Here is a 17106-nt window from a genome sequence, read left to right as displayed (position 1 = left end):
GTCGCCCATCACCACCCCTCACCCGGCCGACGACCGACTCCCGGTGGCACCGCGCCGACTGGCCGGCCCCGGCCAGCCGGAGACGCTCCGGCCGGTGCTGGCCCAGCGCGGCTGGCGCGCCGGCACCTCGCCGGACGTCCTGCTCACCTCCTCGTGCCGACGTCTACAGCTCGCCGCCGTCCCTACTGAAGACCGCACCGGCAACTGGCAGCTGCGCGCCGCCGAGCACGCGGGCCACGGCCCCGTCTGGTCGATCGCCTTCGCCGCCGGCACCCCCGTCGAGATCGTGGCGGCCGTCGCCGTACACCTCGACGACGCCCTCGCCCGAAACGGGCTGCGGGCCCTGCAGGGCCGCTACCCGGCGCTGCCAGTGCTCAGCACACTGCACAACGCGGGCTGGGCGGACACGGACATGCCCGGAGTGATGGTGTCGCCCGACCTCGGACCGCTCGCCGTCGAAGTCCTGCACGAGCCCTGGGCATCGGCCCCGGACGCGGACGCGGCGACGCTGACCATCACGGCCGGCCACCAAGGAGACGACAACTCCGCGAGCTGCGGGTTCAGCGTCGGGATGTCCAACCGGGTGCCCGACACCATCGCCCTCGCGGTCCTGGGCGCTGTCCTCGACCCGACCCCCGTTCACCGCCTCCACCAGGACATCCCCGTGCCGCACCGCGCGGCCGTCGCCCCCACCGCCCCACCGCCCCCAGCTCCAACGGCCGCCGCGGCAGAGCCGCATGACGCCCTGGCACCCCTTGTGGCCAAGGGCTGGAAGGCCAGCAGCCACGAGGTCGGCACCCTGTCGCTGTACAGCGTGTGCGAGCGAATCGCCGTCCACCACGTGCCCGAACCTCGCCCCGGCTACGAACACGCCGACCCGCCATGGGTCGTGCACGCGATGGGAGACGGCGGGGACGGCTGGGAGGCCGCCTTCGGACCCGGCACTCCCCTTGCCGTCGTCTCCGCGTTCACCACCCAGCTCGCCGCCACCGTCGCCCGCCAGGACTCCACCGCGCTGCACCACGACCGGCTCCGCGGCCCGGACCCGAACGTCACCACCCCACACGGCCACCGAACTGACCCGGTCGAAGGCTCCCTCGACGCGCACCTCGCCCACACCCGCCTGCGACTTGCCGGGTGGCGCGCAGACGACCAAGGCCTCTACGGACCAGGACGGATCAGCTGCGCCCCCACGGGCGCCACCGTGCTCGCCTCGTTCCCTCCGATCGCTCCCGGCCCTGCCGGCATTCCGGCGCTACCGCGGCAGTGGAAGCTGACCGGGCGGACCACCGGTGATCAGCAGCAGGAACGGTGGCAGGCGACGTTCGACTCCCGTACCCCCACCGAACTGGTCCTCGCCGCCGCTCACCAGGCCGCCGCTCTCACCGTCGCCCCACTGCCGACTCAGACGGCCCCCTCCCTCAACCACGCGTCCGAGCACGACCGGACGCGCGTCCGAGCAGCCCGGGCCCGCACAACCGAACCGCCTCCGAGCTCCCCCCGTCCGCCCGCTCCGTCAACCAACCCTCCGAACCCGACCGGCACACCGCCAGCGCCGCCCCGCCACCGCTGACCCGCCCCACGCCCGTGGTCCCCGAACCCGAACCGAGGAACACTGCCACCCGCTCCCACGCACGCCTCCGTCCTGACCACCCTCGCCCCGCTGCCCGACGGCACCGCAACCGGACAGCAGTACGTCGCACGCCGGGGCACCGCCCTGATCACCGCCGAACTCGCCCACGCCGGACAGCGCAGCGACACCTACAACGGAGTCCTCGTCAGAGCCGTCCAGCTGACCACCGGCGCCGAGCTGGCACGGAACCTGTTCACCTTCGACGAGCACAAGACGGTCCCGCGCCGCACCTACGTCCACTTCCTCAGCGACCTCGACCAGATGCACCAGGCCCAGGAACTCAACCCCGGCCCTCTACGCGAAGCCATCGCCCAGCACCTGGCGATCTTCACCGAACCACCAACCGAACAGGCACCGCGGCGAAACAGCACACTGGTCGCCACACTCAGCCGCGCGGCACGGCCGGCCTTCTCCAGCAGCGCGCCAGCGCGCGCCGACGGCTCCGCCCCGCCCCGGGCTCGGAGCCGCTGACCGGGCCGCGCGCCGACGTCCAACGGTCCGAACAGCCGTAAGGCCGGCGGACAGGAGCGCTCCTCTTACCCGCCGTCCCCTGCGCGCTGTTGGCCCGTCAGCACGCGTCGGCGGCCCCGCCCGCTTACGCCGCCGCCTCGTAGGCCGACTGCAGGAGAGGCTCCGCCCGGTCGAGACCCGTCGGCGAGGTGATCCGCACCTCCAGGTCGCCGGTGCCGTGGTGACCGATCCCGCGCACGTCCCGGGTGAAGCCCTCCACCAGCTCGACGGCGGCCGGGTCCAGGCGCAGGTAGACCAGCAGCGAACGTGCCTGCACCTTCACCGACGCGAAGTTCGGGCCCCGGCGGTACGCCACGTACTGCTTCAACTGGACGCTGTGCACGTCGCCGAAGTCGAGCAGTCGGCCGTCGATGTCGTCGTACAGTGCCCGGACGGCCTCCGAAGCACCGGCGAGCCGCTGCTCGGCCGTGGGCCGCGCCACGACCAGGCCGCCGCTTCCGCGGCGGGCCGTGCCGCCGGCGACCGAGGCCACCAGTTCCAGCGTCAGCAGGTCGTCGCCGAACTGCCGGTATCGGACCAGGTCGATGCGCCGGTTCATCTCCCCGATCGCGTGCACGTCGTAGCGGGAGTAGTCGGCGGCCACGCAGATGATCCGAGGGCTGCTCCAGTCGACCTCGGCGACCGCGTCCGGACCGAGCCTGCGCGCCACCAATGCCTCGAAGGCGTCCTGGTGGTCGCGGAGCCACGCCAGGTAGAACAGCGCCTGGTTGATCACGTTCTCGTCGCGGCCCCGTTTGTACTCCACGATCACCGGACTGCCGTCCTCGTCCAGGCCGAGCGAGTCGATCCGGCCGCCGTGCAGCGGACCGGTGCGAACCTCGGTGTCGAGGAAGCGGACGCCCAGCAAGGTCGTCATGTTCCGCTCGACGAACATCTGGAGATCCCGCTCCAGCGGGACGGTCGAACCCGCCAGCTCCATCGCCGAATCACCGCTCCTGCGAAACACCCGCAGCACCACGCCGGTCCCCCTCAGACCTTCCCGCCGAACCGATCCGGCGGCTGGACCGGCCAACCTATATCCATCAACCTGGACATACCAGGCCGTGTTGCTGATATCTCACTTCACCCCCGCGGGAATGGCCGACAACGCCGCCGCCAGTGCATTGACACCCACAATTCCCCGCGAACCGCGCGGGAGGACGCATATACCCTGCCCGGCAAGCATCTCGCCCAGCAACCACGCACCCAACCGCCCCATCCACAGCCATGCGTTCACTCATCGGCGGACACCGACCGAAACGATGAAGCAACAACCTGGCGATGCACCCCACCCCTCGACTTGGGTGACATCTTCCAGGGCCTGCACTGCCAACGACTCACCGAGGCAGGAGTGACTCTCAGAATTGGGCGCCCACCACCGCCCGCTAATCCAGCATCACCCGATCCCATCCGCACGCACATCGATGGATCACGGGAAGAGCCCGGGCTGATTCCAGGCCTGATCGGCGAAATTCTTTGACCTCGTTCTCCGTGAGAGAACATTGCGGAATTTCCTGGACACGACGCAGCACACGAGTAACTGTGTACATCCGTCGACACCTTCGAGGAAAGGAAACCCGGTCCAGCTCCCCTGCGGCGAGGTCAAGGCTCATGGCTCGACACCACCCGACCGCAACGGTCCGATTTAGCGCGCCACTGCCTGGATATTAATAATCACCGCCACGAGATCTACAGCGCGAATTCACCTGCAGCAGGTGATAACGGAAGGACGACCCTGACCAGAACCGATCGCCCCACAAGCCGCATGGAAGAGATAGCCGAACCTACCGGCCACATATCCCATTGCCCCTCCTCGGTGCCACTGCCTGTCGTCTACACCACTAAAGAGACAGCCAAGATCCTCAACGTCAGCACGTCCACGCTGCGGCGCTGGCGTTCGCTCCAACCTCGCCGAGGCCTTGCATACGTTCGAATCGAAGGGCGGATCGGCTACCGCCGCGAGGATGTCCTGGACTACCTGAACTCACACCGCACCACCATCGTGGCCGCCGCGTGAACCTGGAACCCGCCAAGATCACCGCACCCATCGGCGTCAAAATCTCCACCGACATCGAGTACCGGCCCGGCAACCCCAACCCTTACCGCGCCCGCGTCCGCTGGGTCGATCCGGTCACCAAGGACCGCCCCTCTCGCTCCACCATGTACTCCACCGTGGACGAGGCGCAAAACTGGCTCGACCGCGTCGCCAAGGCAGCCAGCCGTGGTGTCAGCGTCAACGTCGCCACCGCGTCGCTCAGCGAATACGGCGACTCCGTCATGGACCTGGCGATGCGCGGCCTCGAACTCAACACCCACGCCCCGTACAAGGCCGGCTGGCACCTGCGCGTCAAACCCACCGTCGGCCACCTCCAAGTTGTCAGCATCACCGCCGGCATCGCCGACCGCGCCCTCAACGCCTGGATCGCCGACGGTGCAGGCATCTCCACCCTCAAGTGCACCATCGCCGTGCTGGTCCGGGTGATGGAGCAGGCCATCCGCGACGGCATCATCGAGATCAACCCCGCCCGCCTGTACGGCTGGCAGAAGCTGTTCAAGACCGCGGAGGACGAGGAGAGCGACCCGCGCGGCCTGGCGCTGCGCGACTGGGACACCCTCGACCGCCTCGCCTGCGCCCTGGTGGCCGCCTCCTACAACGAGTACGAGGGCTGGGGCGACATCGTGCGCTTCGCCGGCGGCACCGGCGCCCGCATCGGCGAAGTCTCCGGCGTCCGCGCCGGCGACATCGACACCGACAAGTGGCTGTGGCGGTGCTGCCGTCAGACCACCACCGCCCCCGGCGGCCTGCTCGACAAGGGCACGAAGGGCAAGCGCAGCCGATTCGTCCCAATCATCCCGGAGCTGCGGCCCAACATCGCCTGGCGGATAGCCCGGGTCGGCGGCCGTCCGGACGCCCGCCTGTTCACCGGACCACGCGGAGGCCGGGTCACCACCGCGATCCTGCGCGACGCCACCCACTGGGACGACGTCGTCACGGCTCTCGGCTACGAGTACCTGCGCCGCCACGACCTGCGCCACACCGCGCTGACGTGGTTCGCCGACGCCGGCGTCCCACCGCACATCCTGATGCGCATCGCCGGCCACGGCCAGCTCACCACGACCCAGCGCTACCTGCACCCCAACCTGCGCTCGATCCAGCGCGCCGGCGACCAGTTGATGGCGCACATCAACGCCACTCGCGGCCTGCCCGGCCCCAAGGTCGAGGTCGAACAGATCCGCCAACTCGCTATCACTGCCTGACCCTGACGGCCGACGGCGGGTGCCGGATTCCACCACTTCGGGGAAACCCAGCACCCGCCGCTACAGCCCTGCGCCGCTCACGCGATGGCGCGGTGCGCCGTGGAACTCCGACGCCGCTCGGCAGCTGGGGCTATCAGAAGATCCGGCGAGTGCTGCGAATCCGTGCCCTTCGGCGCTGGTAGGTCCTGACGCCGGCCGCCCGGCAACGCCCCCGGAATCAGCAGGGAGGCCAATTCCTCCCCGCTACAACGCAGTTCGAGACCTTGAAAGTTGCTCATGGCACCGACGGTCGGCCCGCCGATGCCCGGCTGCTCGGAGCTGCGGCTGGAAGGACGTTCGTGCGATAGCGGCCAGGTTCAGGGCGCCTGGTTGCGCGAAGCCTCGCCTCCGGTCTGGACAAGCTGCCCGCCGAGAGCTTGCCGCGGCCAACTGCTCGACGGCGACCTTCTCGTCGCGCCAGCAGCCGCTCCCGTCAGCCAACGCGACCGCGAAGATGGAGAACGCCCCTCCCGCTCCTGCGGATCGCGGGTACTCTGCGGAGCCCGTCATCGCTCTGGCAGGGGTCAGCGGATACGGCGCCGCCGGCCGGTGGCTCCGGTCGTGCGGGCGATGAACGCCCCACGCCCTTCTCCCGCCTTGTCGACGGGCGGCATCGCGGCCCGTTCGCGGCCGGCGTGGTTCAGCAGCCACGCAAGGGCGGTAGCGCGGGCCAGGTCGAGGAGGCTGTCGGTGAAGTGGACGTCGGCGTACGAGGAGCCTTCGGGGTGGGCTTTTCGGGCCGTGGTCCATTCGGCGAGCGCGCGGGCGGCGCTCTTGCTCATCGACACGGTGTCGGGAGCCAGGGTGCCTAGGCGCCCGCCGGTGGCGCGCCGCCAGGTCTCCTGCAGGGCGGCAACCACTTCGTCTCGCAGACGGTGGAGTTCCTTCAGCGGGGTGTGGCGGAGCGTGTCGAAGCGCTCCTCGGTGTTCGTCTCCCCGAAACGGGCCATCTGGCATGCGTGGGCCGTGGCGGCGTACTCCCAGACGGCGAGGCGGGCGACGCTGGATTCATCAGAGTGCAGGTCGATCGCGGCCTCCAGGTCGCGCATGAGATCGAGGTCGTCCTCGGGCAGGTGGGGCGAGTTGAGGTGGGTCAGCACGCCGAGCAGGCGGCCGTCGATCTCTTCCCGCGAGGCGTGGGCGAGATCGGGCCGTCGCCGCAGGTTCGCGCGCATCTTCCGGATGACCATCCCGCCCTCCTTGACTTCGAGGATGGCTTCGGCCTCCGCCCAGTCGTAGTAGATGTCCCGTTCGGAGCCGGGGTCGACGGGGACGGCGTCCACGATCTTGGCCGCCGCGTCGCGGTGGCGCTCCCGGTCGGGGAAGTACGTCCTGATGAGCGCCAACTTCAATGGGACCTCCGGGATTCGGGCGCTGTCGCAGAAGAAGGCGAGCAGGACGGTGTCGTCCAGCCAGCGGCCGGGCCGGTGCCGACGTGCCAGCGCGCGGGCAAGGTCTTTCACCTCCTGCGGGTAGGAGGTGCAGGTGCCGGCCTGCCCGCCCAGGTACACCCTGTCGGGGGCTGGCAGCAGCTTCTCGCGCCGCCAGCGTTCGAGCTGGGCGTGGCTGACGGGGTTCCCGTCAGCGGCTGTCAGGTCCATGAGTTCGCGGTAGGCACCCGTCGGCGCGGAGCGTGGCATGCAAAAACGCTGCAAAGCGAGTCGTGCGAGTTCTCGGAGTCAGGCGCGGGGATGCAGTTCGCTTCTCCCGCCCCGTCGCTTACGGCGGGCACGGACCTGCACGGGACCGAATCGGAGAACCAACGGCCCGCCAGCGCGCCCCGACTCGAAGAGTGGGCAATTTTAAGGCAACTACCGCCTCTAGAAATGTTTCTGATGGATCATCACCTGAATGGGTGAGGGCTGTCGGTGGGGGCTGCTTCGATGCGAACTGTCCGAGAGATTCCTGCACAAGGAGGGTTCCATGGAGGCGTTGTACGAGCGGCTGGCCGAGGCAGCGAGCGGCCTTGCGGTGGACGGTGCGATCCGGGTGACGGCCCGGTATGAGCCTGTGGCGGGTGTGGGAACGCCGGTGTCGCCGCCGACCGTGAAGGTCGCCCGGACCGTCCGAGATCTGGCAACGGGCAAGGAGAGGGACGTCGACGGGCCGGGCCAGTTGTTCGAGGACCGATGGGTCGGGCAGGAGTCCGCGGGGGTGGTGCTGCTGGACCAGCGGCAATCACAGGCGAACCGGTGCGAGACGGCTCTGTTGGAAGCGGTCGACCAGGGCGATGTGCTGCTGCCGCATCTGGCGCTGCACGTGAGCGCGGAGGGCCGGGAACTGCGGATGACGAACCTGGACGCCCCGCACCGTTCCCGTGACGCCTACTTCCGTGACGCGCTGGACGAGTCCGGTGTGAAGTTCGACGACACGGTTGTGGGGCGGGCGCTGCGAGACACGGGAACCGGTGATGTGCGCGCCTTTATGGAGTGGGCGCCGTCGGACCTGGTGTTCGGGCTGTGGGATTCACACCGCAAGCGCCGCGTGCAGTTGAAGGTGCCGCGCGCCTACACCTCGGAGATGGTGGGTCTGGAGCCGCTGTCCGGGAAGCGGGCGGCGGGGCGCTTCGACAAGTGGAACTTCCCTGGTGACAACGTGGAGTTGACCGCTGACGGCTGGCGGCCGGTCGACGGCACGGGCAAGAAGAGCGGCAAGGGGAAGTCGCTCAAGGCGTCGGCGGTCGGGCACGGCATGATTCCGCCGGTCGCCGGGATGGGCGGGGTGACGGTGCGGGCGATCGAGCGGAACGCGTCACTCGCCTTGGCGGGTCTGAGGGCGCTGCGCTTCGGTGACGCATCGAAGGAGTATGTGCGGGCGGCGAGGGCCCTGTTGGCGGCGCTGGCGCTGTTGGGGGACCGGTTGGCGTTCGCGGTGCCGGCGGTGCGGCTGCGGTCGGGCTGCGACCTGCTGCTGGTGTCGGAGCGGATCGAGTGGGTCGGGCGTGGGCGTGAGGGCGTGGCGGTGACGGAGCCGCTGGAGCTGGAGACGGCAGGGCAGGCTCTGGAGCTGTTCGAGTTCGCGCGTTCGCGGGCCGAGGAGGCGGGCCTTGTGTGGTCGAAGGAGCCGGTGCGGCTGCGGCCGAACGCGCAGGTGCAGCAGGCGATCGAGCGCTCCTTCCGTCTGGAGGGCATCGGCGAGGCGGAAGGCGAGTAGAGCGTCATGCCTTTCCACATCTCGGTGGAGCTGCTGGAGCCGCTCTACCAGGCGACCGCGATGGACGGTGAGCGGGCCGAGTGGCCGCCCCATCCGGCCCGCCTGTTCTGCGCGCTGGTCGCGCACGCCGACCTCGACGACGCCGCGCACCGGATGGCGCTGACCTGGCTGGAGGCCCAGGAGCCGCCGGTGGTCACCGTGCCGGCCAGGCCGATGGAGGCGGAACACCCGCGCGCGGCATGGGTGGTCACCAACACCGTGGATCCGAAGAAGGTCACCCACGGCCTGCTGCCGGGACGCACCGCCGGCGGCGTGCCACGAGCGTGGGCACAGAAGACGCTGTCCGGTACACGGATGGTGTTCAGCTGGGCCGCGGAGCCGGGAGAGGAACTCACCCCCGTGCTGAAGGAACTGGCCCACCGGGTGCCGTACTTCGGGCGCTCGACCGGGACGGGGCTGCTGGATGCCTGGTGCGGCCCCGACGAGCCCGGTGACGAGACCGGGTGGCGGCAGCACTGGAGGCCCGCACCCGCCGGGCAGTACCCGAGAGGCTCGCGGCCGATCCGTGTCCCCTACCGCGGCTATCTCGCCTGGCTGGAGGAGGCGTTCGAGGAACAGGGGCCGGCCTGGAGCCAGTCGCTCACCCACCACTACCTCGACCCCGACCACGACGACCGGCCCGAAACGCCGGTCGTGGATGGTCCGTTCGGTGACCTGCTGACGTTCTCCTTCGCCCCGGGTGTGGCGCTGGATCCCCGGTGGACGCTGGAGCTGACCGGCCGGCTGCGAAGCACGGTGATGGGCACCCTGGAGGCGATGGGCCACGACGTCGAGGCGATGACCACGGTCCACGGCCACAAGAACAGCCCGGACGACCCGCGCCCGGTCGCCTACCTCGCGCTGCCGTTCACCGGCCACCACCACGCCGACGGGATGCTGCGCGGCCTGGGCATCGCCCTGCCCCTCGAGATCCCCAGGCAGGACCGCAAGGCACTGCTCGCCGCCCTCCTCCGCCACGACGGGGGCCTGCGCCGGATTCGCTTTGCGGACGGCGAACCGCTGGACCTGGTACAGGTCAGCCCCGCCGACCAGGACTCGTGGCCGCAGACCGTCCAGCCGGGGACGTGGCAGAAGCCTTCCACGGTGTGGGCCACGGTGCTGCCGATGGTCCTAGACCGCTTCCCCAAGAACGGCGACCCGTACTGGGCGGAGTCGGTCACTGCCAGCTGCGTGGCGGCCGGGCTGCCCGAACCGGTACGGGTACGGGTGAGCCAGCACCACGCCATGGTCGCTGGCGCACGCCACGCGGACGGCTTCCCGCTACGGCGCAAGGACAGGGAGCGGCCGCTGCCGAGCTGCCACGTACGCCTGACCTTCCCGGTGCCGGTGACGGGACCGGTGGTGCTGGGCAGCAAGAAGAACTTCGGCCTGGGCCTGTGCCGTCCGGAGCCCGACTTCCAGGAGGACGACCAGTGACGGGCACCGAGCGGCCGCCGAGGATCGAGGCGGCCGAGTTCCCCGACTTCTTCCGGGAGGTCCACCACCACACCCACTGCCCGGACGGGCCCGCCACTGTGGTGTGCGACGCGTGCGAGGGCTGGGCGCCGTTCCCATGGCAGAGCGCCTACTTGGACGCCGTGGCCGACGGCGCGAGGTGGCCCGACCTCGACGTGCCCACCGCGCTGGGCAAGACGACGTTCATCGACATCTGGATCTTCCTCCTCGCCTGGGAACACGCCCGCGGGGCGGGCCGGAAGCACCGGACGGTGCCGCTGCGGCTGTTCTTCTGCGTCGACCGGCGCCTGGTGGTCGACCAGGCCCACCAGCACTCCGTCGAGCTGGCCGCTGCCCTCGCCGGTGCGCCGGCCGGTTCCGTGCGGGCGAAGGTCGCCGCATCGCTGCGCGACCTCGGCAGCGGAGCGTCGCCCCTGGAGGTGGTGCGGATGCGCGGCGGCACCAGGTGGGAATCGAACTGGGTCCGCAGCCCGGCCCAGCCACTGGTGGTGACCTCGACCGTGGACCAGTACGGCAGCCGCCTGCTGTTCCGCGGCTACCACACCTCCCCGCAGCGCGCTCCGATCGACGCCGCCCTGACCGGGTACGACGCCCTGCTCGCCCTGGACGAGGCCCACCTGTCGAAGGCCCTGCTCGCGACCGCCGCCGACACCGCTCTCTACCAGCAGACAGCGGCACGAGCGGAGTTGGCGCTACGGGCGCTTAGGGTGGTGAGCCTGTCGGCGACCAGCGCCACCGGAGGGCGGCCCCGCCTGGGCATCGGCGACGCCGACCGCGCCCACCCGATCGCCGGGCGGCGGATCGCCGCCGAGCGCCACGTGACGCTGCTGGACGCCAGCAGCTGGTCGAAGAAGCCCGCCGAGGCGTTCGCCCTCGCCGCCGAAACCGGCCTGGACGCCGTCCTTCCCCTCCTGAAGCTGCCTGCGGTCGCGGTGATCGCCAACACCATCACCCACGCCCGCGCCGCCCACGAAGCACTCTCCCGGCGCACCGACGTCGACGTGCTGCTGCTGACCGGCCGCTGCCGGCCCGCGGAGCGCGACCTGCTCGTCACCGGCCCGCTGGCCGAACTCCTCACCGGCATCGACCCCGACCGCGAACGCACCCTCGTCGTGATCAGCACCCAGACCCTCGAAGTGGGAATCGACTGCACCTTCGGAGCCATGGTCAGCGAATGCGGCGACTGGGCCTCCGCGCTGCAGCGCCTCGGGCGCCTCGACCGCCGCGGCGAACTCGGCCCCGTGCCCGCGGTCCTCGTACGCACCCACAACCCCGAGGACCCCGACCGCATCCCCGTCTACGGCCCGGCCGCCGCCCACACCTGGCAGTGGCTCACCCACCACACCCCCGCCCACGACACCCAGGATCCCGCCGAACTGACCCCCCACCTCCTCGACGGCCTGGTCCTCAACCCCGCCACCCTGCCCGGCCTCCTCGACGGCACCGACACCGCACCGCTCACCCGCGCCGGCGAACACATCCCACCCGTCCACCAAGTGCGCGTGGACGCCTTCGCCCGCACCAGCCCCATCCCCGTCCCCGACGAATCCCCCGCCCCCTTCCTCCACGGCCTCGACACCGGCCAGCCCGAAGTCCAACTCCTGTGGCGCGCCGACCTCACCACCGACACCACCGACCCCGACGCCCTTGCCGAACACATCCGCACCACCCCCGTCCACACCGCCGAAACCCTCTCCCTGCCCCTCGCGGCGGTGCGACGCTTCCTCACCGACCCCCGCCGCACCCCCGACACCAGCGACCTCGAAGGCCCCGACGCCGACACCACACCCGAACCCCGCAACCCACCCACCCGCCTGCGCGCCACCGTCCTCCAACGCGAAGCCGACGGCACCTGGACCACCCCGCGCACGGCCGACGACCTGAAACCCGGCGCCACCCTCGTCCTGCCCACCACCGCCGGCGGCCACGACGCCTACGGCTGGACCGCCGACCCCAACACCCCCGTCCCCGACCTCGGCGACCACCCCGCCGACCACACCCGCACCCCGCTACGCCTGGACCCGGCCGTCCTGGCCAGCACCACCGGCACCGCCCCCGAGCAGTTCGCCCCGATCGTCAAACAGGCCATCACCGACCTGACCACCGATCCCGACGACCCGGAGGCCGTGAGCACGACCGACGCCATCCGCACCGCGATCACCAGCCTGCTCACCGCACTGCCCACCGACACCGCACCCCACGGCCCCACCCGGCACACCCCGGCACTGCGCCGGCGCCTGCAGAGCTTGTTGGAGGTCGCCGAGTGGCGCACCGGACGGTCGGCTGCGGCCGGGGCGGTGCTGGTCGACCGCGACGGTCAGGGACGGATCGTCCTCCTCCCACCGCGGCTCGCCGACGCCAGCCGCTACCGGATCTCCGTGGACGACGGAGATCCGGACAGCAGTAGCCTCACCCGCACCGTCACCCTTCAACATCACCACCGGACGGTCGGAGAACGCGCCCGTGCCTTCGCCCGGGCCGTCGGACTGCCCGACGACCTGGTCGACGCCGTCGTGCTGGCCGCCCAGGCCCACGACTGCGGGAAACACCACCCGCGATTCCAGTGCATGCTCTGCTCCGGTGACCGCCTGCTCGCCGAGTCCCTGCCCGACCCCCTCGCCAAGTCCGGCATGGACCCCGCCGACCGCGCTACCCGCAGGCGCGCCACCCGCCTGGCCAACTGGTCCAAGGACCTGCGCCACGAAGCCCTCAGCGCCGCCGCCGTCCACACCTGGCTCTCCACCGGCCCCGCCGCCGCCCAAGGCGTCGACCACGACCTCGTCACACACCTCGTCGCCGCCCACCACGGCCACGCCCGCCCGATGCTGCCCGCGTTCGCCGACCCCGAGCCCGTCCTCGTCGAGTGCACCATGCCCGACGACACCACCGTCACCGTCTCCAGCACGACGATCGGCACCGACTGGAACGGCCCCGACCGCTTCGACACGCTCAACCACCACTACGGCCCCTGGGGCCTGGCCCTCCTGGAATCCATCGTCCGCCTCGCCGACATCGCCTGCTCCGAAGAAGGCAACTGACCGTGCACCAACTCGAACTCCCCGCCCTGCACGCCGACGACCCACTCGGCTTCCTCGCCGCCCTCGGCATCCTCGAACTCACCACCGCCACCCTGACCACCAAACCCCGCCTCCACTGGAACGGCCCCGCCGGCCCCGCCGTCCTCACCACCGACCAGCCCCTCACCCTCGACACCCTCACCGACCTCCTCACCACCCACCTCCCGCCCAAGCCCGCCCCCACAGCCGGGCAACCAGACAACACGACCAGCGCCGAGGACCAGGACGACGAAGACACCGACACGGCCAGCACGAGGGACGAAGGCTGGGACCCCTTCCCGCACGTCCCCGGACTCCTCACCCGCACCCGCGAGGACACCACCGCCCCCAACGAAGCCCTGCGCTTACGAGTCGACACCGCACACCACACACTGCGCGAACTCGCCCATGCCGAACGCGAGACGGCCGACCGCCAGGCCCGCTGGTTCGCCTCCCTGACCAACGTCATGTGCTTCGAGGACCACACACCCAAAACCGGCAAGAACGACCCGGAACCCGCGGAAGGGTCAACGCCCACCACAGTTCGGCGCACGCCCGTCACACCGCTGATCGCCGCCGCCGGCCAGATGACCATCACCGGCCTGGCCCAGAGAGCCGTCCTCGGCTGCCACAACGACCCCCGGCAGATCCGCTCGGCCCTGGACGGCTGGCACCGCGTCCCCGACTACGCCTCCGCCAACTTCGACCACCGCTCCCTCGGCGACGCCCACACCAACTCCGAAGGAAAGCCCTACCAACGCGGAGCCCCCGGCCCCACCTGGCTCGCCCTCCACGCCCTCGCCACCTTCCGCCTCACCGCCACCAGCCGCACCCAGACCGCCACCAGCTGGGACACCACCAACCGCCGCGGCGCCCTACGATGGCCCGCCTGGACATCACCCCTCACCTCCACCGCGGTCACCGTCCTCCTCGAACACCCCGCCGTCCGCGCCACCGAACCCGGCACGAACCACAACACCGCGATGCTCACCGACCTCGGCGTCACCGCCCTCTACACCGCACCCCGAACCGGCCTGAAACAATCCAACGGCCCCCTCGCCGCAAGCCGCCACCTCTGGCCCTGAACCCCACCCTCCGGCCACCCCACCGACCCCCGACCCTTGACAACTCCACAACGCCAACACAGAAAACGGCCTCCCGGCCGGACACGACTTCGGAACCACAAGCGGACACGGAAACACCCCACCGCGCCGAAGTAACAAGTCCGAATTTCCTTAAAAGTCACCCAGGCAGGCGTGGCAACCGACTCCTCGGACCATCAAGCCAGCAGCTCAGACGCCGTCGCTCCGCACCCTCCCGGTGCGGCACCATCGCAGGAACGGCAACTCCGGCTACCACACGCTCCAGTACCGCGTCGCTCCGCACCATCCCGATGCGGCACCATCGCAGCAGCATGCGGCCGATCTTCCGCCGCTGCGGAACCGGGTCGCTCCGCACCGTCCCGGTGCGGCACCATCGCAGCAGCTTGTCGTAGTCGGCCCTGACCGACGCACCCATGTCGCTCCGCTCCATCCCGATGCGGCACCATCGCAGATTCGTGGGGGCCAGGGGCTCGGTGTGCTCCACCTGCGTCGCTCCGCACCGTCCCGGTGCGGGACCATCGCGGCACCCAGCGACGCCATCGCAGCCCCTTCCGGCGTAGCCGATACCTCCGTCCCGCCAGGGTCGCTCCGCGCCATTCCGGTGCGGCACCATCGCAGCGGAATGCGCCCCGACGGAAAGGCCCGGGAGATCCGGGTTGCTCCGCGCTGTCCCCGTGCGGCACCATCGCAGCCCGTTGGCCAGGTAGAGCCGCACACCCGGGTCAAGCGTCGCTCCGCACCGTCCCGGTGCGGCACCATCGCAGGATGGCGTCCCGCAGTTTGGTGACTGCTCGGCTGTGGGGTCTCTCCGCACCATCCCGGTGCGGCACCATCGCAGGATATTGACCTGCCCGCTGGAGGCGTGCCGCTGCTCCAGTCGCTCCGCACCGTACCGGTGCGGCACTATCACAGCTCCAGGTAGCGACGGCAGGTGACGGGGATGCGGGGAGTCGCTCCGCACCATCCTGGTGCGGCACCATCGCAGCCTCCTCGACAGCCAGCCCGGCGCACGCCTGGTCGTCCGGGTCGCTCCGCACCATCCCGGTGCGGCACCATCGCAGCACTCCCGCGTCCATCGCGGCGAACCGCTCGCCCACCTGGTCGCTCCGCACCATCCCGTGCGGCACCATCGCAGCATTTCCACCTCGTCGGCGATGCCGTCACAGACGTAGATCGCTCCGCACCTTCCTGATGCGGCACCATCGCAGCACGGCCAACGGTGCCTCGAACGTCATCAACGTCTCGGGTCGCTCCGCACCGTCCCGGTGCGGCACCATCGCAGCTCCTCGACGTCCAGGCTGTACAGGACGGGGAAAACGTCACTCCGCACCGTCTCGGTGCGGCACCATCGCAGCTCGAACCGCACGACCATGTTGCCGTCGCGGTCCAGGTCGCTCCGCACCGTCCCGGTGCGGCACCATCGCAGCGCGAAGCCCGTCCGGGACCCGCAGTCCTCCCGGACGTCGCTCCACACCATCCCGGTGCGGCACCATCGCAGCATGGACGGCCGCCGCCTGCTGCTGGGCGAGGAGCTGGTCGCTCCGCACCATCTCGGTGCGGCACCATCGCAGCACCGGCGCGGTCAAGAGCCGCATCATCTACGACGCGGTCGCTCCGCACCATCCCGGTGCGGCACCATCGCAGCTGGGTGCCGGTGGTCTGTGCGGTGACCAGGAAGCGGGGTCGCTCCGCACCATCCCGGTGCGGCACCATCGCAGCGTCGTCCACCCCGACCTACAGCTCCCCGCACCGGCCGGTCGCTCCGCACCATCCCGGCGCGGCACCATCGCAGCGGCGGTGGCGGCTCCGCCAGGGTCATGGCGGCCTGGCCGCTCCGCACCATCCAGGTGCGGCACCATCGCAGCGGTCTGTTCCTAGGGAAGTCCGGCTACGGCAAGACAGGTCACTCTGCACCATCTAGGTGCGGCACCATCGCAGCCCGATCCCGGCCAGCAGCTGCCAACTCATCCTCTTGTCGCTCCGCACCAGCCCAGTGCGGCACCATCGCAGCGCTGGCGCCCGCATGATGCGCAACGCGATCCGAGGCGTCGCTCCGCACCATTCCGGTGCGGCACCATCGCAGCACGGTGCCCTTGTAGACGTGGGTGGTCGGGCCGGTGCGTCGCTCCCCGCCTTCCCGGTGCGGCACCATCGCAGCGGCACCTCCTCCGACCCATGCGACTGGCTCGACCGCGTCGCTCCGCACCATTCCGGTGCGGCACCATCGCAGCTTCATGACGACGGGCGGGAAGTCAGTGCCGTCCATGTCGCTCCGCACCATCCCAGTGCGGCACCATCGCAGCTACCCCCGCCCCGACCAGACGTATGAGGAAGGGCCGGTCGCTCCGCACCGTCCCGATGCGACACCATTGCAGCCCGTACTGTCGCGCCCGCTCCTCCTTGGTGTCCAGGTCGCTCCGCACCATCCCGGTGCGGCACTGTTACTGACTTCGGCCCGTTAGGGTGAACTGTCCCGATCTGCCTGTGGGGCGTGGTGTGGCGGCTGCACCTGGGGGTGTGTCGGCGGCCGGGCCCTGGGCCAGGTATGCGGCGAGCTCGGCCAGGCAGCGCGGTGACAGGCGGCACCACGACCCGCCCGGGCCGCGCAATGCCAGCGCTTCGCCCCCGCCCTCGCGCCACAACTTGTGCCACTGGTAGGCCGACTTCGAACTCACCCGCAGGCGCCGGGCCACCTCCGCGGGCCTGGCTCCCTGCTCGAACAACTCGGCTGCTTTGCATCCGCTCCGACTCCCGGCGCAGCCGTCCTGCGGCGGTCAGCCCGCCTCCATCCGCATATCGACACGATCGAGTCTGGGGCCATCGGCCGGCAGAGGAACTG

11 protein-coding genes are annotated in these 17106 nt (G+C 70.6%); 7 read left to right on the top strand and 4 right to left on the bottom strand.

The window, feature by feature from the left end:
- The first annotated feature begins 43 nt into the window (after nucleotides 1–43).
- Nucleotides 44–1573: a DUF317 domain-containing protein gene (locus ACFV4P_RS31065; RefSeq protein WP_380476808.1), complete on the top strand. Its 1530-nt coding sequence runs from the start codon at nucleotides 44–46 to the stop codon at nucleotides 1571–1573.
- A 655-nt stretch (nucleotides 1574–2228) separates the two neighbouring features.
- Here ACFV4P_RS31065 and ACFV4P_RS31060 read toward each other — a convergent pair.
- Entirely contained in the window at nucleotides 2229–3083 is an 855-nt protein-coding gene (locus tag ACFV4P_RS31060; RefSeq protein ID WP_380476807.1) for a DUF5655 domain-containing protein, read from the bottom strand.
- A gap of 825 nt (nucleotides 3084–3908) precedes the next feature.
- On the opposite strand from ACFV4P_RS31060, the gene ACFV4P_RS31055 reads away from it, so the two are divergent.
- Both ACFV4P_RS31055 and ACFV4P_RS31050 read left to right on the top strand, forming a co-directional pair.
- On the top strand, nucleotides 3909–4160 hold the full coding sequence (locus tag ACFV4P_RS31055) for a helix-turn-helix domain-containing protein (RefSeq protein WP_380476806.1): 252 nt from the start codon (nucleotides 3909–3911) through the stop codon (nucleotides 4158–4160).
- Entirely contained in the window at nucleotides 4157–5401 is a 1245-nt protein-coding gene (locus tag ACFV4P_RS31050) for a tyrosine-type recombinase/integrase (RefSeq protein WP_380476805.1), read from the top strand. Before ACFV4P_RS31055 ends, ACFV4P_RS31050 begins: the two co-directional genes overlap by 4 nt.
- Before the next feature lie 563 nt (nucleotides 5402–5964).
- Here the strand turns inward: ACFV4P_RS31050 and ACFV4P_RS31045 are convergent.
- Nucleotides 5965–7080, bottom strand: a complete 1116-nt coding sequence (locus tag ACFV4P_RS31045) for a hypothetical protein (protein ID WP_380476804.1) — start codon at nucleotides 7078–7080, stop codon at nucleotides 5965–5967.
- Between the two features lie 283 nt (nucleotides 7081–7363).
- On the opposite strand from ACFV4P_RS31045, the gene cas7u reads away from it, so the two are divergent.
- From cas7u to ACFV4P_RS31025, 4 genes are read left to right on the top strand one after another with little or no spacing between them, the layout of a single operon-like run.
- Nucleotides 7364–8593 carry a type I-U CRISPR-associated RAMP protein Csb1/Cas7u gene (gene cas7u / locus ACFV4P_RS31040; RefSeq protein WP_380476803.1) on the top strand — a complete coding sequence of 410 codons (1230 nt, stop codon included), beginning with the start codon at nucleotides 7364–7366 and terminating at the stop codon, nucleotides 8591–8593.
- A gap of 6 nt (nucleotides 8594–8599) precedes the next feature.
- Nucleotides 8600–10069, top strand: coding sequence for a type I-U CRISPR-associated protein Csb2 (gene csb2 / locus ACFV4P_RS31035; RefSeq protein WP_380476802.1), 1470 nt, complete (start codon nucleotides 8600–8602; stop codon nucleotides 10067–10069).
- On the top strand, nucleotides 10066–13146 hold the full coding sequence (gene cas3u, locus ACFV4P_RS31030) for a type I-U CRISPR-associated helicase/endonuclease Cas3 (RefSeq protein ID WP_380476801.1): 3081 nt from the start codon (nucleotides 10066–10068) through the stop codon (nucleotides 13144–13146). Before csb2 ends, cas3u begins: the two co-directional genes overlap by 4 nt.
- Nucleotides 13147–13148: 2 nt before the next feature.
- Nucleotides 13149–14249 (top strand): hypothetical protein, encoded by a 1101-nt coding sequence (locus ACFV4P_RS31025; protein ID WP_380476800.1) that lies wholly within the window; start codon nucleotides 13149–13151, stop codon nucleotides 14247–14249.
- Between the two features lie 1252 nt (nucleotides 14250–15501).
- On the opposite strand, the gene ACFV4P_RS31020 is transcribed toward ACFV4P_RS31025, so the two are convergent.
- Both ACFV4P_RS31020 and ACFV4P_RS31015 read right to left on the bottom strand, forming a co-directional pair.
- Nucleotides 15502–15768 (bottom strand): hypothetical protein, encoded by a 267-nt coding sequence (locus tag ACFV4P_RS31020; RefSeq protein WP_380476799.1) that lies wholly within the window; start codon nucleotides 15766–15768, stop codon nucleotides 15502–15504.
- 940 nt (nucleotides 15769–16708) lie between these two features.
- Entirely contained in the window at nucleotides 16709–16960 is a 252-nt protein-coding gene (locus ACFV4P_RS31015; RefSeq protein ID WP_380476867.1) for a hypothetical protein, read from the bottom strand.
- Nucleotides 16961–17106 lie beyond the last annotated feature (146 nt).

Source organism: Kitasatospora sp. NPDC059795 (assembly GCF_042732175.1).
Taxonomy (GTDB): Bacteria; Actinomycetota; Actinomycetes; order Streptomycetales; family Streptomycetaceae; genus Kitasatospora.
This window is presented reverse-complemented; position numbering and strand designations above follow the sequence as displayed.